Genomic DNA, 20,732 nt, shown 5'->3' with positions numbered 1-20,732 from the left:
TTGCTGCAGAAACCAAGAGCCGAGTTGCAAGTCTAAAGGTCGAAACTGGCGAAAACGGGGGCGTGGTCGCTTGGTTTTTCCCACCCGCGCGCATCGCGCAGGACACGGCTGGAATGCCCCGCGTTCGAGATATCCGGCGTGGCCCAAACGTGATCCAGTCGCCGGCCCTTGTCAGCAGCGTCCCAATCGCGCGCCCGGTAGGACCACCAACTATAAAGCTGCCCTTCAGGGATGTCCTGCCGGGTGATATCGATCCAACCGCCCGCATCTTGTGTTTCAGCCAATGCCTCAACCTCGATCGGCGTGTGTGAGACGACCTTGAGCAGTTGTTTGTGCGACCACACATCATCCTCGCGCGGGGCGATGTTCAGATCGCCGACCAGAATGGATTTCTCGGGCTTCTCAGTGTGGAACCAGTCGCGCATATCTCTGAGATAGTCGAGCTTTTGCCCGAACTTCTCGTTCACCTCACGATCCGGTACATCCCCGCCTGCTGGGACGTAGAAGTTTTGGATGGTGACGCCATTTTCCAACCGCGCGGCGATGTGACGAGCATGGCCGAGACCGGCAAAATCCTTGTCACCGACCTCCTCCATCGGGATGCGCGACAGGATGGCGACCCCATTGTAGCCCTTCTGCCCACGAGCCACAATGTGGGTATAGCCCAGCTCCGCAAACCCTTCGGTCGGGATCTTTTCCACCGGAGATTTGCATTCCTGCAAACACAGCACATCCGGAGCCTCTTCCTGCAGCAGTTTCAGCACGATAGGCTCGCGCAGGCGGACCGAGTTGATGTTCCAGGTGGCAAGGGTGAAGGGCATAGTAGGGGAATCCTCTGTCGAAGTCGGGCTTGGCGTGGCACGGCGTTGGGCGCCACGAGAACAGGCCACAAACGGCTGGGGTTCGTCAATGACTGCTATGCGGGCGATACAAGCTTTTGCTGCAATCAGCCCGCATCGCCGAAATAGACGAAACTCATTTTGTTGCCATCAAGATCCCGGACGTAAGCTCCGTAGAAGTCAGGGCCATATTGCGGGCGTGGGCCCGGCTCCCCTTCGTTGGTTCCGCCAGCAGAGAGAGCCGCTGCATGGGCTGCCTGCACTTCTTCTTCACTTTCGCACAGCAAACCGACCATATTCCCATTGCCTGGCGTTGCTGCTTCTTTGTTGTACGGCGGAGCGACCCAAATCCGCCCACCACCGCGCAGACCATAGCAAAACCCATGGGGCATGAATTCCATGACCACCGTTCCACCAATCAAGGGCAGGACGGCATCGAAGTAATCCCTCGCCTTTGCTACATCGTTTGAACCGACCATCACGTAATTTAGGGACATAATATACCTCGCGAAATAGATGGAACATATCAGGAACAAATGACATTCCGTCGACCGTAGTGCAACCCCTGAATTGCGGAGGTCGCGAAAGGACCCATGCCTCAGACACTGGTTCAAATGACGCATCTAGCCCGGTGAACCAAGCTTTTTCTGAGCGTGTATTGATAACCGGCTCACAACCCAAGAAAGAGTGATCGCGAACGCGCTCAACAAAAAAAGCCGGGCCATCTGGCCCGGCAGTCCAACAGGGAGGTACATGTCATTACCCGGACATGCACGGGTTGGGAGTAACCTAATTATGACTTCAGGGTATCACTTTGATCCAAATCAATCCACCTCGGATCAAGATACCAGTCGATATCCACCTGACTCTGTGACCAAAAGGCGAGCATTTGACGGATCAGGCTCGATCTTCTGACGCAGGCGGTAGATGTGCGTCTCCAGCGTGTGAGTCGTAACACCCGCGTTGTAGCCCCAGACCTCATGCAGCAGGACATCGCGCGCCACCACGCCATCGGTTGAGCGGTAGAGGAACTTAAGGATGTTGGTTTCTTTCTCAGTCAAACGGATTTTCCGGTCTTCCTCAGTGATCAACATCTTCATTGCAGGTTTGAACGTGTAGGGGCCAAGCACAAATACGGCGTCCTCGGACTGTTCGTGCTGGCGCAATTGAGCGCGGATACGGGCCAGCAAAACCGGGAATTTGAAGGGCTTGGGGACATAGTCGTTGGCACCAGCATCAAGACCCAGGATCGTGTCGGCATCACTGTCATGGCCCGTTAGCATCAGGATCGGGCTTTTGACGCCCTGTTTGCGCATCAGGCGGCACAGCTCTCGACCGTCCGTGTCGGGAAGACCCACATCCAAAATCACGAGGTCATAGATCGCTTCGCGCGCACGCTCCATCGCGGACGCTCCGTCAGAGGCTTCGAACACGTCGAAATCCTCGGTCATCACAAGTTGCTCGCTGAGCGCCTCGCGCAGATCCTCGTCATCATCCACCAACAGGATTTTCTTGAGCTGAGCCATTCTTGGGTCCTCCAAAGCCTTTCCCATCACTTGCGTGTGGAATATGCAATCAACAAGATTTACTGCAACCGTCTCACGCCTTCGTGTCAGACGCAGCGGAAATGTTTCACAATTCCAGCCGAAAGCGCTAGGAAAAGGGTCGAACGTTATAGGGTAACATAGATGAGTCTCATCCCCGATATCACCGAATTGCTGGCGCGCGCGCGGGCTGACCTGCGGATGGGCGTGCCAATCGTGCTGGTGGATGACAATGGCGGCAGCGTTCTGGCCATCTCGGCCGAGACGATCACACCCCAACGACTTGCCGATCTGCGCAGTTTGGGTGGGACACCTGTGGTGGCCATCACCGGGCGACGGGCGGAAACGCTAAAAGCACGCGCTTACGATGGCGATTTGGCGCGGGTATTGATCCCGGCAGATGCTGACATGGCATGGGTACAAGCCATAGCGGACCCATCGGACGATCTGAATGCGCCGATGAAAGGCCCGCTGATGACCGAAAGGCAGGGCAATGCCAATCTGCACCGCATTGCCATCGCGCTGGCCAAATCCGCCCGATTACTGCCTGCCGCCGTGGTGCTGCCGGTCGAAGACGGTCGTGATTTCGTGGCAACCCACGGTTTGACTTGCATAGATCACTCCCGGGCCGCGCCGCATCTGGCAGATCGCAGCGCCCTGCACCCGGTTGTCGCCGCGCGCTTGCCGATGGAAGTGTCCGAGGCCGGTCGGTTGCACGTTTTCCGCCCTGAAGACGGCGGGGAAGAGCATTACGCGGTCGAGGTCGGGCGACCGGATCGCAGCAAGCCCGTCTTGGCTCGGCTGCATTCGGCCTGTTTTACAGGCGACATCATGGGCAGTCTGAAATGCGACTGCGGCCCTCAACTGCGCGGCGCGCTGGCTCAGATGGGTGCCGAGGGTGCAGGCGTGTTGCTCTATCTGAATCAGGAAGGGCGTGGAATCGGGCTGGCCAACAAGATGCGCGCTTATTTCCTGCAGGATCAGGGCTTTGACACGGTCGAAGCCAACCACCGCCTTGGATTTGAAGATGATGAGCGCGATTTCCGCCTCGGGTCGGATATTCTGAAATCGCTGGGCTTCAGCTCGGTCCGGTTGCTGACCAACAACCCCGCGAAGATCGCCATGATGGAGCGCACAGGGATCGCCGTCGCCGAGCGGGTTCCGCTGAAAGTCGGGGAAACCGCCCATAACCGCGGATATCTTGAGACCAAGGCCGCGAAATCCGGGCATTTGCTGTGACACCCGAAGATTTGGTGCTGACCCCGCGGGGCGTTCGGTTCCGGGGACGGTCCTTTCCCTGCTCAATCGGGAAAGGTGGACGGAGTACCACTAAACGCGAAGGCGATGGAGCCACGCCGGTCGGTGTTCATCGAATTGTCGGCATGCTCTACCGTGCAGATCGGATCTCGGCGCCTGCGTCATGGGCCATTCCAATCGGGCCGCGAGACCTGTGGTCGGACGATTCGAACGACAATCGCTACAACCAACTGGTCACTGCCCCCTATCCGTTCAGCCACGAACGGTTGCGCCGCGCGGACCCTCTCTATGACTTGGTGCTGCTGACCGATTGGAATTGGCCGAATGCGATGCCGGACAAGGGTTCTGCCATCTTCCTGCACCAATGGCGGCGACCGGGTTATCCGACAGAGGGTTGCGTCGCCTTTCGCCGCGATCATCTGCGCTGGATAGCCGAGCGGATCACGTCCGGCACCCGCCTGATCATTCCTGAGGTCTGACCCGTTCGCCAAAGATGGCGGAGCCGACGCGCACGTGGGTAGCCCCCAGCGCTATCGCCTGTTCAAAATCGCCGCTCATGCCCATCGAAAGACCCTCAAAGTCATTGCGGGCAGCAATCTTCGCCAGCAAGGCAAAATGCAGCGCGGGTTCTTCCTCGACCGGCGGGATGCACATGAGACCGCGAACAGGCAGGTCCAGCGCCCGGCATTCTGCAATGAACGCATCTGCATCTGCAGGAAGGATACCGGCCTTCTGTTCCTCTTCCCCCGTATTGACCTGGATGAACAGGTCCGGACAGGACCCCAGCTCCTGCGCCAACCGCGCCAGAGTTTTCGCTAGTTTCGGGCGATCGACCGAGTGGATGGCATCGCAAAGCTCCATCGCCTGACGGGCTTTGTTGGTTTGCAAAGGGCCGATTAGGTGAAGATCAATTCCTTCGAATTGTTCCTTGAACGCGGGCCATTTACCGGCCGCTTCCTGCACGCGGTTCTCGCCAAAGCACCGGTGGCCCTGTTCCAGCACATCCTGCACACGCTCGTTTGGTTGCACTTTGGATACGGCGATCAGCTTCACCAACCCCGCAGCCCGCCCGGCTTTGGCTTCGGCTTTTGCGATACGGGCGGAAATCTCTGACAGCGACATAGCGATCCTTAAATCTGGTTTGCAGCGAGACAAACACCAAGTCGGCGCAAAAGAAAAGGGCGGGTCCGAAGACCCGCCCTAGAACCGTGTGGTTCAGATCAACTTAGAAGTTGAACTGGACGCCCAGGTCAGCAACCGTGGTGGTGTCGCCATCACCAACTTTGTTGCTGCCGATGCCGCCGCGCAGCGATACACCGCCGCCCAGGTCGTAGATTGCACCAAGGCCGAAGGCCTGAGTGTCAAACTCGGCGCTACCGTCACCATACGAGAACAGGATCTGAGTCGCTGCGCCCAGGTTGTAGCCAGCCGACAGACCCCAGAAGGTGTCGAATACCAGATTGTCCGGGTCACCGTCCGAGCTTTCGTCACCGACCAGACCAGTGATGGTCAGATCGCCAAACGTGACGTGACCGGTCAGAACGACCATGTCTGCGTCAGCTTCTACGGTTGTCGCGTTTGCGTCATCGATGACACCGGTCGCGGGATCGTAGTCAGCGATTGTTGCATTCAGGTCGTCAGATTGTGCGTAGCCGATTGCCACACCCCAGTTGCTGCCTGCGTAAGCTGCGCTGATGCCCCACTGTTCGGAATCGCCTGTTTCCCAGACAAAATCGTCCGCAATGATTTCATAATCGTCGCCAGCGTCGTCACCCGAGTACGAAACAGCGACGTTGAAGTCGCCAAAGGTGTAACCAGCGTACACGCCGTTTTCGCCAGCACCAGTCGAGGTGTAAGCGTCAAACGCGAAGTTGGCACCAACGTACTGACCAGTGAACAGTGTCAGGCCAGGTTCAAAACCGTAGTAGTCTTGAAGGTTGTCGATAACGCCGGCAATGTTGCCAACGTCAACACGCAGACCGCCGTATGTGGTGGTGAAGACTGCGCCGTTCAGGCCTGCGGTACCGGCAGAACCGTCAGCATTGTCGTCAGCCTGCAGACGTACACGACCCGAGAAGCCTACGCCGCCGTCGGTTTCTGCGTTCGCGTCGATGTTCAGGCGGAAGCGCGAATCCAGGAACGCATCATCGTTTTCAGTCGTCACGACTGTACGCTCGGTGTCACCACTTGTGGTGTTGGTGTCCGAAACGATTTCAGTGGACGCGTTGTCTTCAATGTACTGAAGACCAAAGCGGCCAAAACCGCTGAAGCTGACTTCAGCTGCTGCAACGCCTGCGGTCGCTACCAGCGCCGTCGTTGCGAGAAGAACTTTTTTCATCTTGTTACCCTCGGTTTCATTTAAGAGTTTTCTACTCGACACATACCTAGGCATGCGTCTCAGCACGGACATCGTTTCGCTTGTTTACCCCCCTTTGCGCAAGCTCAGCCTAAAGAAGCTGACCGCATTGAGGTTGGATTGGTGCAAGGATGCCACAGTCTGCTCAACGCGGATTGGATGTATACACTGGTAATCGAGAAGAATAGGCTTGTTGCGCGCGGTTTGCTTGGCTAGGAGTAGCTCCCAAAGACCGCAATATTAGTGAAATAGGACCAATAGACGATGCGTTTGCCGACGACTTTGGGTTTAATCATTCTGACTGCGACACTGGCGGCATGTGGGCAGAGTCGGAGCGTCGTCAACAATCCGGATATTCTATCTACAGGCACGCGCTCGGACGAGCGCGAACTGTCCGATCCCGAACGCACCTCCCTTTGGGATCTTTTCAGTGCCAACAATGCCGAACAGACCACCAACGTAAACCGCTACCTATGGGCGGCGTCGCTAGATGTTCTGAATTTCCTGCCCGTGCAAGAGGTTGATCCCTTTACCGGTGTAATCGTAACGGGTTACGGCACCCCTCCGGGCGGCGGGCGGCAGTATCGCGCCACCGTGCATATTAGCGACCCGGCGCTTGCCGCACGTTCCCTTTCGGTTGCGCTGCAGTCCAGCGGGGGCTCTCCGGTAAGCGCCGCAACCACCCGCGCGGTCGAGGATGCAATCCTCTCGCGCGCAAGACAGCTACGGATTGCAGACAACAAGTTCTAGCAACCCGATCAAAATCGCTCTAAAGACCACGCCGGGTTCCTACCCGGCGTTTTCAGTTACGAAGGACCGCATGATGTCGCGCTACTCGGCCAGTGAAATCGAAGCAAAATGGCAAGAGGCCTGGGACAAGGCCGGAATCTTCACCGCCGACCACAAGGCGGACAAGCCGAAATACTACGTGCTTGAGATGTTTCCCTACCCATCTGGCCGAATCCATATGGGGCATGTGCGCAACTATACGATGGGCGACGTGATCGCACGGCACAAGCTGGCGACCGGCCATAACGTACTTCATCCAATGGGATGGGACGCGTTCGGGATGCCGGCAGAAAACGCCGCGATGGCGATTGGCGGCCATCCAAAAGACTGGACCTATGGCAACATCGCCGACATGCGCGGGCAGATGAAACCTCTGGGCCTGTCGATCGACTGGTCCCGCGAATTCGCCACCTGTGACCCGGAATATTATGGCCAGCAGCAGGCGCTGTTCCTCGATATGCTAGAGGCCGGTCTGGTCTACCGCAAGAACGCCGTCGTGAACTGGGACCCGGTCGATATGACCGTTCTGGCCAATGAGCAGGTTGAAAACGGGCGCGGCTGGCGTTCGGGCGCGCTGGTGGAACGGCGCGAGCTGACGCAATGGTTCTTCAAGATCTCGGACTACTCCGAGGAGCTGCTGGACGCCCTGGACACGCTTGAAAACTGGCCCGCCAAAGTCCGCCTGATGCAGGAGAACTGGATCGGCAAGTCGCGTGGCCTGCAATTTGGCTTTGAACGCACCGATGGAGGTGAGCCGATCACCGTATACACGACTCGCCCCGACACCCTGCTGGGCGCGTCATTTGTCGGCATCTCGCCAGATCACCCGATTGCCAAACAGCTTGAGGCTGAAAACCCAGAAGTCGCTGAATTCGTTGCTGAATGCCGCAAAGGTGGCACCACCGAAGAAGCGATCGAGACCGCCGAGAAGTTGGGCTATGATACTGGCATCAAGGTTAAGCACCCGCTCGATCCGAATTGGGAACTGCCGGTCTGGATCGCAAACTTCATCCTGATGGACTACGGCACCGGCGCGATCTTCGCCTGCCCGGCCCACGACCAGCGCGATCTGGATTTCTGTCGCAAATACGGCCTGCCCGTGGTCGATACGTTCTTTGCGCTGGACGATGAGTCTCCGGTCGACAAGCTCGCATTCGTTCCGCCAAAAACCGAGAAAGTCCGCTGGGTCAACCATTTTGCGGGTCTGACCGAGGCAACCGGCGAAGAGGCCATCAACGCCACCGTCGATTTTGCCGAAAAGGCCGGTTGGGGCGAAGGTGTCACCAAATTCCGCCTGCGCGACTGGGGTCTGAGCCGCCAGCGCTACTGGGGCTGCCCGATTCCCGTGGTTCACTGCGAAAAATGCGGCACGGTCCCCGAGAAGAAAGAGAACCTGCCGATTGAGCTGCCCTATGATGACGGCAACGGCAAAGCCATCGACTTCTCGATCCCGGGCAATCCGCTCGACCGTCACCCTAGCTGGCGGGATACGCCCTGCCCGTCCTGTGGCGCTCCGGCCAAGCGTGAAACTGATACGATGGACACGTTCGTCGATTCGTCCTGGTACTACGCCCGTTTCACCGCTCCGCGCGCGGAAACCCCGACCGATCTGGCAGAAGCCGAGTACTGGATGAATGTCGACCAGTATATTGGCGGCATTGAGCATGCCATTCTGCACCTGCTCTATTCGCGCTTCTTCGCACGGGCGATGCAGATCACCGGCCATCTACCGAAAAAGGCCATCGAGCCGTTCAATGCACTGTTCACTCAGGGCATGGTAACGCATGAGATCTACCAGACGCGCGACGCCAATGGCCGCCCGATCTATCACCTGCCGGAGGATGTAACTGACGGCAAATTGGCGGATGGCACCGAGGTCGAGATCATCCCGTCGGCCAAAATGTCTAAATCCAAGAAAAACGTTGTGGACCCGGTCAGCATCATCTCGGCCTTCGGCGCAGATACCGCCCGTTGGTTCGTCCTGTCCGATTCGCCGCCTGAGCGGGACGTGGAATGGACAGCCTCTGGCGCTGAGGCCGCGTTCAAGCACCTGAGCCGTGTCCATCGCATCGCCTCCGAGATCGCCGAGTCGGACATACCTGCCAACGGTGAAGACGAAACCCTGCTGCGCGAGATGCACAAAGCGATCCATGATGTTTCGGGGGGAGTCGAATCCTTTGGCTTCAACGCCTCGATTGCCAAGCTTTATGCCTTTACCAACACCCTGGCGAAGTCGAAAGCAGGGACCGAGGCCAAGCGCGAAGCCGCTAAGATTTTGGCGCAGCTGATGTCGCCGATGACCCCGCACCTGTCCGAGGAACTCTGGCAGCTGCTGGGTGGTGAGGGTCTTGTGGCAACAGCTGCGTGGCCTGTCGCGGATGAGGCGATGCTGGTCGATGACACCATCACCTTGCCGATCCAGATCAACGGCAAACGCCGCGCGGAAATCAGCGTGCCCAAGGATATGCCCAAGGATGAGGTTGAAAAAATCGCGCTCAGCACCGAAGCTGTGCAAAAGGCGTTGGAGGGAGCCGCGCCGAAGAAGGTGATTGTTGTCCCGGGCCGGATCGTGAATGTCGTCGTTTAACCGCAGAAGTTTTTTGTTTGCCCCGCTGGCTGCCTGTTTTCTTGGGGCCGCCTGCGGGTTTGAACCGATCTATGCGCCCGGCGGGGCGGGCTCAGAACTGTTTGGCAAAGTAGAGGTATCGGCCCCGAACACGGTCGAGAGTTACCTGCTGGTTCAGAACCTCGAACAAAAGCTGGGGCGCAGCGCGACCTCGGGCAATACCTATCGTCTGGATGTCCGGGTCGAGACCGCCATTCAAGCCGCCGCGATCACGACCACCAACGAAATCAACCGCTTGTCCATCGACGGGCGCGCCGAATACACGCTGAAATCGAATGAAACGGGTCAGATTTTGGCCTCGGGCGAAGTTACGGATTTCGTGGGCTATTCGGCGGCAGGGTCCACCGTTTCGACCCTGGCGGATGAGCGCGACGCCCGAGAGCGCCTGATGGTGATTCTGTCCGACCAGATCGTAAATCGCCTCTATGCGACGCCGGGCCTGACCTCATGAAGTTGAGCCCGCGCGAGGCTGACGGGTATTTTGCCAGACCGGACGCGGACAAAACCGGGCTTCTGATCTACGGCGCCGACACCATGCGCGTGGCTTTGAAGCGCCAACAGGTGCTGATCGCCTTGCTTGGGGCAAATGCCGAAGAAGAGATGCGTCTGACCCGGATGCCCGGCAGCGATCTGCGCGGCGACCCGGCGCTCTTGCTGGATGCGGTCAAGGCGGTTGGATTTTTCCCCGGTCCCCGCGCAGTGTTCGTGGAAGAGGCAACCGATACCGCCGCCCCCTCGATCCTTGCCGCGCTTGAGGATTGGACCCCCGGAGATGCTCAGATCATTGTGACAGCGGGCCAGCTGAAAGCCAGCTCGAAAATCCGCAAGGCCTTCGAATCGCATCCGGCAGCTTATGCGGTGGGCATCTACGACGATCCGCCCTCTCGGGCCGAGGTCGAACGGATTCTGACCCAAGCCGGATTGCAGAACATCCCGCACGACGCGATGTCGGCGCTGGGAGAGTTGGCGGTCAGCCTCAGCCCCGGAGATTTCACCCAAACGGTCGAGAAGCTGTCGCTGTATAAACGCGGCGACGAGAGCGAACTCAGCCTTGAAGACATCGAAGCCTGCGCGCCCCGCTCGACCGAGGCGGCGCTGGATGATGTATTGAACGTGGTCGCCGAAGGTCGCGCCGGAGAGATCGGGCCGCTGATCCGTCGCCTGCAGGCGCAGGGCACCAATGGGGTGACGCTGTGTATCGGCGCGACCCGGCATTTTCGCACGCTTTACGCCTGCGCCTCCGCCCCCGGAGGGGCAGCGCAAGGGATCGGCAAACTGCGCCCGCCGGTCTATGGCAAAAGACGCGACCGTATTTTGCGGCAGGCTCAAGGGTGGGGTGCGCCAAAGCTGCAGACGGCGCTGACAGTACTGACAGATACCGACCTGTCGCTGCGCTCGGCCGGGCAAACGGCCCCCGCGATGGCCTTGGTCGAACGTGCGATGATCCGGCTGGCGATGCTGGCTCGGTCGCGTTAGCGGTTCAGCCAGTCCCCAGCAGCCCGTCCAGCCCAGCGCCCGGTCGCCAGACAGGCCGTGAGAAGGTAGCCGCCAGTGGGTGCCTCCCAATCCAACATCTCACCGGCGCAGAACACACCGGGCATCGCGGTCAGCATCAGTCCGTCGGTCAAGGCAGCGCGCGTGATGCCCCCGGCGGTCGAGATCGCCTCATCCATCGGGCGCAATCCTGCGTGGCGTACCGGCAGGGCTTTGATCAACGCGGCCACGTCGTCGGGTGCGTCTGGAAGGGGGCGGGCGAACTCCATCAGCAATGCAGTTCGCACCGGTCCAAGTTTCAGGGCTTTGCGCAGGTGATTGGACTGGCTCATCTTGCCGCGCGGTTTTGCCAGGCGTGCCGCCACTTCTGAGACAGGCAGGTCAGGCATCAAATCGATCGTCAGGGGCGCACCCTCTCGTACGGGCTTGCAGATAGAGTAAACGCCCCCGCCTTCCAAGCCGCGGGCCGAGATCACCGCCTCGCCGCGTGTGCGCTGGGTTCCGGCTTGTAGCGCGACACCTTTGATCGGCGCCCCAAAATGCGCGGTCATGTGATCCGACCAGTCGACCAATAACCCAGCATTTGCCGGTGCAAAGGGCGCAAGCCGCACAGCTTTATCTGCCAGCCATGGCGCCCAGGCTCCATCCGAGCCCAACCGCGCCCAGCTGGCCCCGCCCATGGCAAGCACGGTTGCGTCGGGCTGCAGCCGTTGCGGACCAACCGGGGTATCAAAAACCAGTGCCTCCCCCTCCCACCCGTTCCATCGCCAGCGGGTTCGGATCTCGACACCGCGATCAGCCAGACGCGCCAGCCATGCACGCAGCAAGGGTGAGGCTTTCATAACGGTCGGGAAAACGCGGCCCGTGGAACCGGTGAAAAGCTCTTGCCCCAAGGCGCGCGCCCAGTCCTGCACGGCCTGCGCGTCAAACTCGGCCAGCATCGGGCGCAGCCAGTCTGCGACTTCATCATAAGATTGGATCAGGGTCTCAAGGGGTTCATCCTTGGTCAGGTTCAGACCCGACTTTCCGGCCATCAGGAACTTGCGCGCAACCGAGGGTTTGGCCTCGGCCACAAGAACCGAGTGACCGACAAGGGCAAGCTGCTCGGCCGCCATCAACCCGGCCGGTCCTGCCCCGATCACCACTGCCTGCGCCATCCTCGCCCTCTTGCCTTCGCCGCCCGCAGGCGCATCATTCCCAACTATGACGAACAGTGATCCGATCTGCCCGCTTTGCGACCGCCCCATTCCCGATGGCGGCGGTAGCCTGCATCATCTGATCCCAAAACTCAAAGGAGGCAAGGGCGGACCAACCGTTCTGCTGCACCAGATCTGTCACAAAGAGGTCCACGCCACTCTGTCCGAGGCCGAGCTGGCACGCAGCTTCAACACGGTCGAGGCCCTGCGCGCCCATCCAAGGCTTGAGAATTTCCTGAACTGGGTGCGCAAACGTCCACCCGGTTTCCGGTCGAAAGTTCCGGGCAAACGGCGCGGGCGCTGATCAGATCGCTCTGCGTTTGATTTGAATCGAAATACGCTGCCTCTCCCTGCGGTCGAACGCGCATTTCGATAGCTTTGCGTCAAAAAAACGCAAAACGCGTTAGCTGGGCAGAACCGGATCGCCAAACGCATCCGAAAGTGCGGTGGGCAGCCCTTCGACCTCGATCCCCTGATAGTCGGGAACAGGCGCGAATTGGGCACCTTGCACATGCTGGAACTCGAGCGTCGTGTAGGGCCGCTTCCAGAGCCACTCGCGATTCTCGACCGCCCAAAGGTCAGGATCGGGCGGAGCCTCTTGCGCGAAGGCATAGAAATGCAGGTCAAACCCATAGGCCGCCACATCCTGCATCGACAGAAGCTTCATACCCTGAGCACGACAGAACGCATCCTCGGAGGCGATATCCCCTGTGCGCAAGGTGATCTGACCCACGCGCGCCTCGGCGAACGGGGCCGCAGGGTCGGCGGCATTTTCCGGGCGGTTGCCTTCAAAATCATGCTGCAAAAGCTCAATCACAAAGCCTTCGGGGTCGCTCAGATGCGCCATATACCCAATATCGAGGAACTGACGCGGCTCACTGACAGCATAACCTTTGGCCCGCAGATCCTCGGCGGCCAGATCGACATCGGGCAGAGTGATCCCAATCTTCCAATAGCGATGCCCCTGATCATGGGAATACCCCCTGCCCCCCGGTAGCAGCAACAGATCAGCATCTTCACCGGCATATCCTACACGCCGGGATTCGCCGATTTCCTGCACGGACATACCCAAAACATCCCGATAAAACCCGGCCAGACGCGCCGGATCAGCGACGCGCAGCCTGACTGCGGACAACCTCAGCGACATAGCTCTGCAATCCCCGCTGCGATCTCTGGTTTGGCCGCCAGGCTGTCGGCCACCAGCTCGCGCGCCGTCGGCAAAAGATCGTCCGGCGAGACGATGCGATCCACCAGACCGAACGCATAAGCCTCCTCAGCTGAGATCTTCTGGCCCGACATCAGAATCAACTTGGTACGCGCCGGACCAATCAATGCGGCCATGCGCTTGGGGTCGGAGGGCTGCGGCAAAAAGCCCAGCTTCATCACCGGATAGAAGAACTTGGCCGAAGACACCGCGATTCGAAGGTCGCAGGCCAACGCCATGCCGTTTGCACCACCCGCCAGCGTTCCGTTCAATGCCGCAACGGTCAAGCATGGCAGCGCCGCGATTGAACCCGACAACCGCTCCCAGACGTCCGAGGTCGCAAGCCCCGCGCGGGCTTCTTCCAGATCAGCACCGGCGCTGAAGACCTTGCCTGCGCCGGTCAGGATCAGGGCGCGAGCCTCGGTTGCGGCCTCAGAAATTTCGGCCAACTCAGTCAGCATCGCGCCTGTCAGTGCGTTGGCCTTGCCCGGATTGTTGATCGTGACGGTCCACAACCCGTCTTCCTTGGTCAGTTCGATCACGTCAGGCCGATCCTTTGGCGAATGTCGTCCTGGCGCAGGGAAATTTCGGCCCCCAGGTATTCATCGGCGTCAGAAGAACTCATCCAGAGCAATGCCCGTGCAGGCCAGTCCGCCGGGATGTGAACATCCCAGTCCAGCTGGCTGACGGGGTTGATGCCGCTGGCCTTGATGACACGCTGCATATCGGTTGCCACTGTTCCTGGCGACAGGCCCATGGCGCGGATGCCGTTATGAGCCTCTTCCAGATGCAGACATTCCGTCAGCATCTTGGCCCCGGCTTTCGAGGCGCAATAGTGGCTCCAGGCCTCAACCGGGTTCGAGGCTGCGCCTGAAGAAACGGTTAGAACGGTCCCGCCGCCCGCCGCCCGCATCACTGGCAGAGCGGCACGCATTCCGTAGAAAACACCTTTGAGGTTGATATCAATGGCCTGACTCCAGGCGCTGACATCGGCATTTGACAGGTGAAAGATCGGCTCGATCACACCGGCATTGCCGATCAGAACGTCCAAACCGCCGAAACGCGCGACGCAATCGGCCACCGCTTGTTCGACCTGCGCGAAATCGCTGACGTCGCAGGCCAGTGCCATCGCATTGCCGCCCAACGCAGCCGCAAGCGTATCAATTTGATCATGACTACGGGCCACCAGCGCGACATTCGCCCCCGCTGCGGCAAACACGCGCGCGGCCTCGGCGCCGATTCCGCGGCTGGCCCCTGTTATGAGTACTGTTTTTCCCTGCATTTAACGCTCCTCACGTCTTGGGCTGACCTTTGGCTACAGGCGTAACGCGGAAACGGGGAAAGGGTCCAGCCCTTGCCCCCTTGACGATGCCTGCCACAAGCCCGACCATGCGCGCAAATTGATCAAGAAGGGTTACCTTATGTCTGTTTTCATCCGCCGCAGCTGTGGCGCCGCTCTGGCCTATGCCGTCGCAACTCAAGGTGCATATGCCGACCTGACTGCAAATGACGTCTGGAACGACTGGCAAGAGTATTTCCGGTCCGTAGGTTACACGGTCGAGGGCGAACCCAGCAGTGCTGGCGATGTCATGACCATCAACGATATGACCCTGTCCATGGACTTCCCCGAAGAGGACGGCCAGTTCCAGATGACCATGCCCGAGGTCACGTTGACCGAAAACGGCGATGGCACCGTCAACGTCGGCTTCCCCGGTAGCTTTCCGATGGTCATTTCGGGCGGCGTCGAAGATGAAAAGTTCACAGCAAACCTGACCTACAGCCAGACAGATTTGGAAATGGTTGTGTCAGGTGATCCGTCCGACATGACCTATGACTACTCGGCAGCAGCCCTCGGGATTGTGTTGGATTCGATCGAGGGCGGAGACGAGCCAATTCCCGAAGATGCGTTGGAAGGCGGTATCGAATTTAAGGATATGGCTGGCACATCGCGCATGCTGATCGGCGAAAATCGCGAGATCACGCAGACCCTAGACGCCGACCAAATGGCCTATAAGTTCAGCTTCAAAGACCCTGAAACCGGGGAATCGGGGTTGATTGATGGGGTACTGAACGGCCTGACATCCAGCGGCGACAGTGTCCTGCCTTCTGGGTTTGATCTGGCCGACCCGCAGGCACTGTATGACGCAGGCTTCGCCTTTTCCGGCATGGTCGCCTATGGCTCGGGCAAGACAGACATCAGCGGCGTTAGCGAAGGTGAGCAATTCACCATGGCAAGCTCGTCCCAAGGTGGCCGACTTGAGGCCAGCGTAGATGGTGAACGTGTGGCCTATGACCTTGAACAGAATGACGCGAAACTGGCAGTGACCACCGGTGACCTGCCCTTCCCGATCGAAATCGCAATGGCGAAGGCTGGCCTAAACCTGGACATCCCGGTGCAGGAATCGGAGGAGGCCGCGCCCTTTGCCTTCGGCCTGAACCTGACCGATTTCACCATGTCTGACGTCCTTTGGAGCATTTTCGACCCGGCGGGCAACCTACCGCGCGATCCGGCCACCATTGCGCTGGACACCACCGGCACCGCGAAAGTTCTGTTGAACATCTTCGATCCTGAGCAGGCCGCTGCCCTTGAAGAAGAAGCGGAAGTCCCAGCCGAGCTGCATTCGCTGAAAATCAATGAATTGCTGGTCTCGATGGTTGGCGCGCGCTTGACCGGGGACGGTGATTTCACGTTGGACAACGAGAACCTCGACGAATTCGGCATGCCCATTCCGACTGGCATTGCGAACCTGCAATTGGTTGGGGCCAACGCGCTGATCGACAAACTGATCGGCATGGGCCTGATGTCCGACAATGATGCTTTGGGCGCGCGTATGATGATGGGCATGATGGCTGTTCCGGGCGATGAACCCGACACGCTGAATTCGACAATCGAATTCACTGAAGACGGTCAGATTCTGGCCAATGGTCAGCGCATTAAGTAACGATATCCGGGAGGGCCGCAGGTTATCGGCCCTCCCACACAATACCGTCAGGGTCTTGCGAGAGGCGCGGTGCAAGGCTAGGTCCTTGGCAACACATCCGGAGGCCGCATGACCCGCACACCAGAAGAAATTAGCCAGCAATTGCTTGACGCCGCACGCCTCGCCGGGGCCGAGGCGGCAGATGCCATTGTGATCGACGGATCATCCGTTTCGGTCGAGGTACGTGGCGGCGCGCTGGAACATGCGGAACGCTCGGAAGGCACCGATCTGGGGCTGCGGGTGTTTCTGGGAAAGCAACAGGCCATTGTTTCAAGCTCGGACAGCCGTCCCGAAACGCTGACGGCCATGGCCGAACGGGCCGTCGCCATGGCGCGCGAAGCGCCTGAGGACCCTTTCACCGGTCTGGCGGCCAGCGCGGAATTGACGGGCGGCTGGGATCTCAACGCGCTTGAGCTGTTTGATCCCTCCCCGGAACCCTCTGCCGAAGCGCTGATGCAAGATGCCCTGGCGGCCGAGGCCGCTGCTCTGGCCGTGCAAGGCGTATCGCAAGTCTCGGACGCGGCGGCGGGCTATGGCACGCACCGGGTGCATCTGGCGGCCACCAACGGGTTTTCGGGCGGGTATGCGCGCAGCAGCCGGTCAACATCCTGCGTTGCGATCTCGGGCGAAGGCACCGGGATGGAGCGGGACTATGACGGCGACAGCCGCACCTTCCAAGCCGACTTGCGGGACGCCAAGGAGATCGGGCGGAAGGCCGGGGAACGCGCGGTCGAACAGGTTGGCGCGCGCCAGCCCGCAACGGGCAGTTTTCCGGTACTGTTTGACGAGCGCATTTCATCCTCACTGATCGGGCACTTACTGGCCGCCAGTAACGGCGCAGCGATCGCGCGAGGGGCGTCGTGGCTGCAGGATTGTCTGAGCGAACAGGTATTGCCCGAGCATCTGTCGCTGATCGAAGACCCGCACCGCCCACGTATCTCAGGCTCACGCCCGTTTGACGCCGAAGGGCTGGCAACGCGCCGCCGGGCAATTGTCGAGAACGGAGTGCTGACCGGATGGACGCTGGATCTGGCCAGCGCCCGCAAGCTTGGCATGACCTCAACAGGCAATGCAGCGCGCGGTGTCTCGGGGCCGCCCTCGCCAAGCAACTGGAACCTCAGCTTGACCCAAGGCACCCAAAGCCGCGCCGACCTGCTGCGCGATATGGGAACAGGGCTGCTGGTCACCTCTATGATCGGATCGACGATCAACCCCAATACGGGGGACTACTCGCGCGGGGCCTCTGGCTTTTGGGTCGAGAATGGCGAAATCACGCATCCGGTCAATGAATGCACCATCGCGGGCAACCTGCGCGACATGCTGAAACGGATCATCCCGGCAAATGATGCGCGCCCTTATCTGTCGCGCGTTGTGCCCTCGGTGCTGATCGAAGGGATGACCCTTGCCGGCAACTGACCTGCCACTGCTGATTGACGCCGCACGCAAGGCCGGAGAGATCGCGACCCGTTTCTCGGGGGCGCAGGCGCAGCGTTGGGACAAGCCCGACGGTGCCGGGCCGGTTACCGAGGCCGATCTGGCCGTGAACGAAATGCTGGAACAGATGCTGCCCGCGGCGCGGCCCGACTATGGCTGGCTCAGCGAAGAGACCGAGGATACCGAGGACCGCCTGTCGCGGGACCGCGCCTTCATCATCGACCCGATTGACGGCACCCGCAGTTTTGCCGAAGGCTCGCGCACCTGGGCACATTCGCTGGCCGTTACTGAGCACGGAGAAGTCACCGCAGCTGTGATCTACCTGCCCCTTCGCGACCTGTTCTATGCGGCGGCGAAAGGTCAGGGCGCCACCCTGAACGGTGCGCCAATCCGCGCCTCGGAGGCTTCGACGCTTGGGGCTGCCACAATTCTTGCTGCCAAGCCCAACATGAACAGCCACCATTGGCGCGGTGGCGAGGTGCCGGGGTTTGACCGTGCCTATCGCCCGTCGCTGGCGTATCGCATGGCCTTGGTCGGTGAGGGGCGTTTTGACGGCATGTTGACCCTGCGACCCAGTTGGGAATGGGATATCGCGGCGGGCGACCTGATCATTCGCGAGGCCGGAGGGGTCTGCACTGATCGCGCAGGCCAGCCCCTGCGGTTCAACAACGCGCAGCCACGGCTAAACGGCGTTCTCGCCGCGGCGCAGGATATCCACAACCAGCTTTCGTCCCGGCTTGATCCGAACGGCCCTGGCATCGCCCCATGAGCAAACCGCGATCTCTGAGTCTTGCGGCCTACCGAGTCCTGTCCTGGGGGGGTGCACAGCAAAGCATCCGACCGGATCAGCCCCGCCCGAACGGAGAGCTTGTGTGGGTTCACATCGCAACCCGCGACCGCCTGCGTGCGATCAGTGACTTTTGCCTTAGACTGCAACAGGCCCGACCCGGCCTGTCGATCCTGCTGAGCGCCCCGCCCGAGATCGACCTGAGCCGCTGGACAAGAATCCCCTTTCCCATGGTCAACCTACCCGCCGAACAAACCGGCGCAGCGCGGGCTTTTCTGGACCATTGGAAACCCGATCTGGGTCTGTGGGTCGGAGGGGGATTGATGCCCAGCATCATCACCCGCGCGGAAGAGCGCAAAATCCCGATGCTTCTGATGGAGGCGCAGTTGGATGTCGTTTTGTCCCGCAATGCGCGGTGGCTGCCGGATATCAGCAGATATACTTTCGATTGCTTCGAACATATACTCACCACCACCGACGAAACGGCCCGCCAGATCCGGCGAATGGGGGTTGCCTCCTCCAAAGTGCGCAAAGCGCCGCCGCTGCAGTTCAGCCCGAACCCCTCACCCTGGCCTGAGGACGAATTGATCGAGACCAACCACGCCCTCGCCGGACGTCCGGTCTGGCTGGCGGCTCGGGTTCAGGCGAAAGAGTTCATCTCGGTCCTCAGCGCGCATCGGCAGGCGCTTCGCATTCTGCCGCGATTGGCGTTGATCTTGCACGTTGCGGATCGGGCCGAGGCCGCGCCGCTACAGCGACGGCTTGAAACCATGGATCTGCGCTGTTCCAATTGGGATGACGGCGGCCCTATCGAGGACACGACGCAGGTGATTGTCAGCTCTGAGCCCGAAGATCTTGGCCTTTGGCAACGCGTTTCACCGGTGTCCTTCATGGCCAGCTCGCTGGAACGCGGCGCGGGCGGGCAGGACCCGCTGGATGCTGTCGCGCTGGGATCGGCGGTTATCTATGGCCCTCATGTCGATATCTATCAGACGGTTTATGCCCGTCTTGCCGAGGCTGGTGCCGCCCATCCGGTCAAAACCGCGACCGAGCTTGGCGATGCGGTCGTCGCCCTTCTGGCCCCGGATCGCGCGGCGGGGATGGCGCTGGCGGGATGGCAGGCGATCACCGAAGGGGCTCCTCAGGCCGAGCGGCTAGTCGACATGCTGCAGGACCTTCTGGACCAGCGGAGTAACCACGATGCGCGCCCCTGACTTCTGGAACTCGGACCCCGCGCGCCCGGCGCTGCGCGCGCGATTGCTCAGCCCATTGGGGCGGCTTTACGCGGCGGCGACGGCGCGCCGGATCCGCTCTGATCCCGGACTGAAGCCAGGAGTGCCAGTTATCTGCATCGGCAACCTGAATGCAGGCGGAACCGGCAAGACACCCACGGCGATCTGGGTACTGGAACAGTTGCGCAACGCGTGGCACGAGCCGCATGTCGTCACGCGCGGCCATGGTGGTTCGCTGGAAGGCCCGGTTCGGGTCGACCCCACCAAACACAGCGCCGCGCAGGTCGGGGATGAGCCGCTTCTGCTGTCCATGTTCGCCGAGGTCTGGGTCGCCAAGGACCGTGCCGCAGGTGCGCGCGCTGCGGCCGAGGGGGGCGCAAGCGTGATCGTTCTGGATGATGGCTTCCAAAATCCGGCGGTCGCTAAAGATTTCTCGATTATCGTAGTGGACGCCCAGCGTGGGTTCGGCAACGGCCTGTGCCTACCCGCCGGTCCTCTCCGCGAACCCGTAGAGGTCGGCCTGAAACGCGCCGATCTGGTTCTGTCATTGGGCGATACGCAAGCGCAAGAAGACTTCGCGGCGCAATGGGGACATAAGCTAACGGTGCCTCATGCAACGGGCGTTGTCGCGCCATTGCAAACCGGCATGGACTGGGCTGGATCGCGGGTTCTGGCCTTTGCCGGGATCGGCCACCCTGAGAAATTCTTTCAGACCCTGCGCCAGCAAGGGGCCGATCTTTTGCGTGCCGAGGCGCTCGACGATCATCAACCGCTGACCCCGGCGCTAATGACCCGGCTTGAAAACGAAGCACGCCTGCTTGGCGCTCAGATGGTGACGACGGAAAAAGACGCAGTGCGCCTGCCGCAAGCCTTTCGCAACAAGGTCGTCACCTTGCCCGTCCGGCTGCAAGTGAACGACCCCGAGCAGGTCAGAGAGATGATCCTGAAAGCGGCCCCATCTCCTAGGTGACGGAAATGGTCGGCCCGAGGACA

The 20,732-nt window shown here is 60.3% G+C and carries 21 protein-coding genes; 12 read left to right on the top strand and 9 right to left on the bottom strand.

Annotated elements, in window-relative coordinates; all coding sequences use genetic code 11:
• Nucleotides 1-32 precede the first annotated feature (32 nt).
• The 3 genes from ACR3FB_RS01925 to ACR3FB_RS01915 all read right to left on the bottom strand — a co-directional run bounded on the left by ACR3FB_RS01925 (nt 33) and on the right by ACR3FB_RS01915 (nt 2,365).
• On the bottom strand, nt 33-821 hold the full coding sequence (locus tag ACR3FB_RS01925; RefSeq protein ID WP_480563698.1) for an exodeoxyribonuclease III: 789 nt from the start codon (nt 819-821) through the stop codon (nt 33-35).
• Between the two features lie 125 nt (nt 822-946).
• A complete protein-coding gene (locus ACR3FB_RS01920; protein ID WP_480563696.1) occupies nt 947-1,336 on the bottom strand; it encodes a VOC family protein in 390 nt (129 codons plus the stop codon).
• Nucleotides 1,337-1,678: 342 nt separating this feature from the next.
• Nucleotides 1,679-2,365 carry a response regulator transcription factor gene (locus ACR3FB_RS01915; RefSeq protein ID WP_170375588.1) on the bottom strand — a complete coding sequence of 229 codons (687 nt, stop codon included), beginning with the start codon at nt 2,363-2,365 and terminating at the stop codon, nt 1,679-1,681.
• A gap of 162 nt (nt 2,366-2,527) precedes the next feature.
• Here ACR3FB_RS01915 and ribA point away from each other — a divergent pair, with 162 nt between their 5' ends.
• Together ribA and ACR3FB_RS01905 are read left to right on the top strand one after the other, a co-directional pair.
• Nucleotides 2,528-3,622 carry a GTP cyclohydrolase II gene (gene ribA / locus ACR3FB_RS01910; protein WP_480563694.1) on the top strand — a complete coding sequence of 365 codons (1,095 nt, stop codon included), beginning with the start codon at nt 2,528-2,530 and terminating at the stop codon, nt 3,620-3,622.
• On the top strand, nt 3,619-4,119 hold the full coding sequence (locus ACR3FB_RS01905; RefSeq protein WP_480563692.1) for a L,D-transpeptidase family protein: 501 nt from the start codon (nt 3,619-3,621) through the stop codon (nt 4,117-4,119). Before ribA ends, ACR3FB_RS01905 begins: the two co-directional genes overlap by 4 nt.
• Here ACR3FB_RS01905 and ACR3FB_RS01900 read toward each other — a convergent pair.
• Complete coding sequence (locus ACR3FB_RS01900; protein ID WP_480563688.1) at nt 4,103-4,762, bottom strand: YggS family pyridoxal phosphate-dependent enzyme; 660 nt, start codon at nt 4,760-4,762, stop codon at nt 4,103-4,105. The genes ACR3FB_RS01905 and ACR3FB_RS01900 overlap by 17 nt on opposite strands.
• A 103-nt stretch (nt 4,763-4,865) precedes the next feature.
• Nucleotides 4,866-5,978, bottom strand: coding sequence for a porin (locus ACR3FB_RS01895; RefSeq protein WP_425083582.1), 1,113 nt, complete (start codon nt 5,976-5,978; stop codon nt 4,866-4,868).
• Between the two features lie 282 nt (nt 5,979-6,260).
• Between ACR3FB_RS01895 and ACR3FB_RS01890 the strand changes: the two genes are divergently transcribed.
• The 4 genes from ACR3FB_RS01890 to holA all read left to right on the top strand — a co-directional run bounded on the left by ACR3FB_RS01890 (nt 6,261) and on the right by holA (nt 10,887).
• Nucleotides 6,261-6,746 carry a DUF3576 domain-containing protein gene (locus tag ACR3FB_RS01890; protein WP_480563686.1) on the top strand — a complete coding sequence of 162 codons (486 nt, stop codon included), beginning with the start codon at nt 6,261-6,263 and terminating at the stop codon, nt 6,744-6,746.
• Between the two features lie 73 nt (nt 6,747-6,819).
• Nucleotides 6,820-9,372 (top strand): leucine--tRNA ligase, encoded by a 2,553-nt coding sequence (gene leuS, locus ACR3FB_RS01885; RefSeq protein ID WP_480563684.1) that lies wholly within the window; start codon nt 6,820-6,822, stop codon nt 9,370-9,372.
• Entirely contained in the window at nt 9,359-9,862 is a 504-nt protein-coding gene (gene lptE, locus ACR3FB_RS01880) for an LPS assembly lipoprotein LptE (RefSeq protein WP_480563682.1), read from the top strand. Before leuS ends, lptE begins: the two co-directional genes overlap by 14 nt.
• A complete protein-coding gene (holA, locus tag ACR3FB_RS01875; protein WP_480563680.1) occupies nt 9,859-10,887 on the top strand; it encodes a DNA polymerase III subunit delta in 1,029 nt (342 codons plus the stop codon). Before lptE ends, holA begins: the two co-directional genes overlap by 4 nt.
• Here the strand turns inward: holA and ACR3FB_RS01870 are convergent.
• Nucleotides 10,884-12,062 (bottom strand): TIGR03862 family flavoprotein, encoded by a 1,179-nt coding sequence (locus ACR3FB_RS01870; protein ID WP_480563678.1) that lies wholly within the window; start codon nt 12,060-12,062, stop codon nt 10,884-10,886. The genes holA and ACR3FB_RS01870 overlap by 4 nt on opposite strands.
• Before the next feature lie 46 nt (nt 12,063-12,108).
• On the opposite strand from ACR3FB_RS01870, the gene ACR3FB_RS01865 reads away from it, so the two are divergent.
• Nucleotides 12,109-12,405, top strand: coding sequence for an HNH endonuclease (locus ACR3FB_RS01865; RefSeq protein WP_425083587.1), 297 nt, complete (start codon nt 12,109-12,111; stop codon nt 12,403-12,405).
• A 99-nt stretch (nt 12,406-12,504) separates the two neighbouring features.
• Here the strand turns inward: ACR3FB_RS01865 and ACR3FB_RS01860 are convergent, their stop codons facing one another.
• The 3 genes from ACR3FB_RS01860 to ACR3FB_RS01850 are packed head-to-tail and all read right to left on the bottom strand — an operon-like array spanning nt 12,505 to nt 14,587.
• Complete coding sequence (locus ACR3FB_RS01860) at nt 12,505-13,248, bottom strand: VOC family protein (protein WP_480563676.1); 744 nt, start codon at nt 13,246-13,248, stop codon at nt 12,505-12,507.
• Nucleotides 13,239-13,847 (bottom strand): enoyl-CoA hydratase/isomerase family protein, encoded by a 609-nt coding sequence (locus ACR3FB_RS01855; RefSeq protein ID WP_480563674.1) that lies wholly within the window; start codon nt 13,845-13,847, stop codon nt 13,239-13,241. The genes ACR3FB_RS01860 and ACR3FB_RS01855 overlap by 10 nt, the downstream gene beginning before the upstream one ends.
• Nucleotides 13,844-14,587 carry an SDR family oxidoreductase gene (locus tag ACR3FB_RS01850; protein ID WP_170638225.1) on the bottom strand — a complete coding sequence of 248 codons (744 nt, stop codon included), beginning with the start codon at nt 14,585-14,587 and terminating at the stop codon, nt 13,844-13,846. The genes ACR3FB_RS01855 and ACR3FB_RS01850 overlap by 4 nt, the downstream gene beginning before the upstream one ends.
• Before the next feature lie 139 nt (nt 14,588-14,726).
• Between ACR3FB_RS01850 and ACR3FB_RS01845 the strand changes: the two genes are divergently transcribed.
• From ACR3FB_RS01845 to lpxK, 5 genes are all read left to right on the top strand, one after another.
• Nucleotides 14,727-16,247: a DUF2125 domain-containing protein gene (locus tag ACR3FB_RS01845; RefSeq protein ID WP_480563672.1), complete on the top strand. Its 1,521-nt coding sequence runs from the start codon at nt 14,727-14,729 to the stop codon at nt 16,245-16,247.
• A 108-nt stretch (nt 16,248-16,355) separates the two neighbouring features.
• Nucleotides 16,356-17,702 (top strand): TldD/PmbA family protein, encoded by a 1,347-nt coding sequence (locus tag ACR3FB_RS01840; RefSeq protein WP_480563670.1) that lies wholly within the window; start codon nt 16,356-16,358, stop codon nt 17,700-17,702.
• Nucleotides 17,689-18,489 (top strand): inositol monophosphatase family protein, encoded by an 801-nt coding sequence (locus ACR3FB_RS01835; RefSeq protein WP_480563669.1) that lies wholly within the window; start codon nt 17,689-17,691, stop codon nt 18,487-18,489. Before ACR3FB_RS01840 ends, ACR3FB_RS01835 begins: the two co-directional genes overlap by 14 nt.
• Nucleotides 18,486-19,721, top strand: coding sequence for a 3-deoxy-D-manno-octulosonic acid transferase (locus ACR3FB_RS01830; RefSeq protein ID WP_480563667.1), 1,236 nt, complete (start codon nt 18,486-18,488; stop codon nt 19,719-19,721). The genes ACR3FB_RS01835 and ACR3FB_RS01830 overlap by 4 nt, the downstream gene beginning before the upstream one ends.
• Entirely contained in the window at nt 19,708-20,709 is a 1,002-nt protein-coding gene (lpxK, locus tag ACR3FB_RS01825; RefSeq protein ID WP_480563665.1) for a tetraacyldisaccharide 4'-kinase, read from the top strand. Before ACR3FB_RS01830 ends, lpxK begins: the two co-directional genes overlap by 14 nt.
• Nucleotides 20,710-20,732: the final 23 nt, after the last annotated feature.

Source organism: Ruegeria sp. AO1 (assembly GCF_056535985.1).
This window is presented reverse-complemented; position numbering and strand designations above follow the sequence as displayed.

Excerpts from the sequence above, each read along its gene's own strand:
- ACR3FB_RS01925 (WP_480563698.1), bottom strand. The coding sequence starts at position 821 with ATGCCCTTCACCCTTGCCACCTGGAACATCAACTCGGTCCGCCTGCGC.
- ACR3FB_RS01920 (WP_480563696.1), bottom strand. The coding sequence starts at position 1,336 with ATGTCCCTAAATTACGTGATGGTCGGTTCAAACGATGTAGCAAAGGCG.
- ACR3FB_RS01915 (WP_170375588.1), bottom strand. The coding sequence starts at position 2,365 with ATGGCTCAGCTCAAGAAAATCCTGTTGGTGGATGATGACGAGGATCTG.
- ribA (WP_480563694.1), top strand. The coding sequence starts at position 2,528 with ATGAGTCTCATCCCCGATATCACCGAATTGCTGGCGCGCGCGCGGGCT.
- ACR3FB_RS01900 (WP_480563688.1), bottom strand. The coding sequence starts at position 4,762 with ATGTCGCTGTCAGAGATTTCCGCCCGTATCGCAAAAGCCGAAGCCAAA.
- ACR3FB_RS01895 (WP_425083582.1), bottom strand. The coding sequence starts at position 5,978 with ATGAAAAAAGTTCTTCTCGCAACGACGGCGCTGGTAGCGACCGCAGGC.
- ACR3FB_RS01890 (WP_480563686.1), top strand. The coding sequence starts at position 6,261 with ATGCGTTTGCCGACGACTTTGGGTTTAATCATTCTGACTGCGACACTG.
- leuS (WP_480563684.1), top strand. The coding sequence starts at position 6,820 with ATGTCGCGCTACTCGGCCAGTGAAATCGAAGCAAAATGGCAAGAGGCC.
- lptE (WP_480563682.1), top strand. The coding sequence starts at position 9,359 with ATGTCGTCGTTTAACCGCAGAAGTTTTTTGTTTGCCCCGCTGGCTGCC.
- holA (WP_480563680.1), top strand. The coding sequence starts at position 9,859 with ATGAAGTTGAGCCCGCGCGAGGCTGACGGGTATTTTGCCAGACCGGAC.
- ACR3FB_RS01870 (WP_480563678.1), bottom strand. The coding sequence starts at position 12,062 with ATGGCGCAGGCAGTGGTGATCGGGGCAGGACCGGCCGGGTTGATGGCG.
- ACR3FB_RS01865 (WP_425083587.1), top strand. The coding sequence starts at position 12,109 with ATGACGAACAGTGATCCGATCTGCCCGCTTTGCGACCGCCCCATTCCC.
- ACR3FB_RS01860 (WP_480563676.1), bottom strand. The coding sequence starts at position 13,248 with ATGTCGCTGAGGTTGTCCGCAGTCAGGCTGCGCGTCGCTGATCCGGCG.
- ACR3FB_RS01850 (WP_170638225.1), bottom strand. The coding sequence starts at position 14,587 with ATGCAGGGAAAAACAGTACTCATAACAGGGGCCAGCCGCGGAATCGGC.
- ACR3FB_RS01845 (WP_480563672.1), top strand. The coding sequence starts at position 14,727 with ATGTCTGTTTTCATCCGCCGCAGCTGTGGCGCCGCTCTGGCCTATGCC.
- ACR3FB_RS01840 (WP_480563670.1), top strand. The coding sequence starts at position 16,356 with ATGACCCGCACACCAGAAGAAATTAGCCAGCAATTGCTTGACGCCGCA.
- ACR3FB_RS01830 (WP_480563667.1), top strand. The coding sequence starts at position 18,486 with ATGAGCAAACCGCGATCTCTGAGTCTTGCGGCCTACCGAGTCCTGTCC.
- lpxK (WP_480563665.1), top strand. The coding sequence starts at position 19,708 with ATGCGCGCCCCTGACTTCTGGAACTCGGACCCCGCGCGCCCGGCGCTG.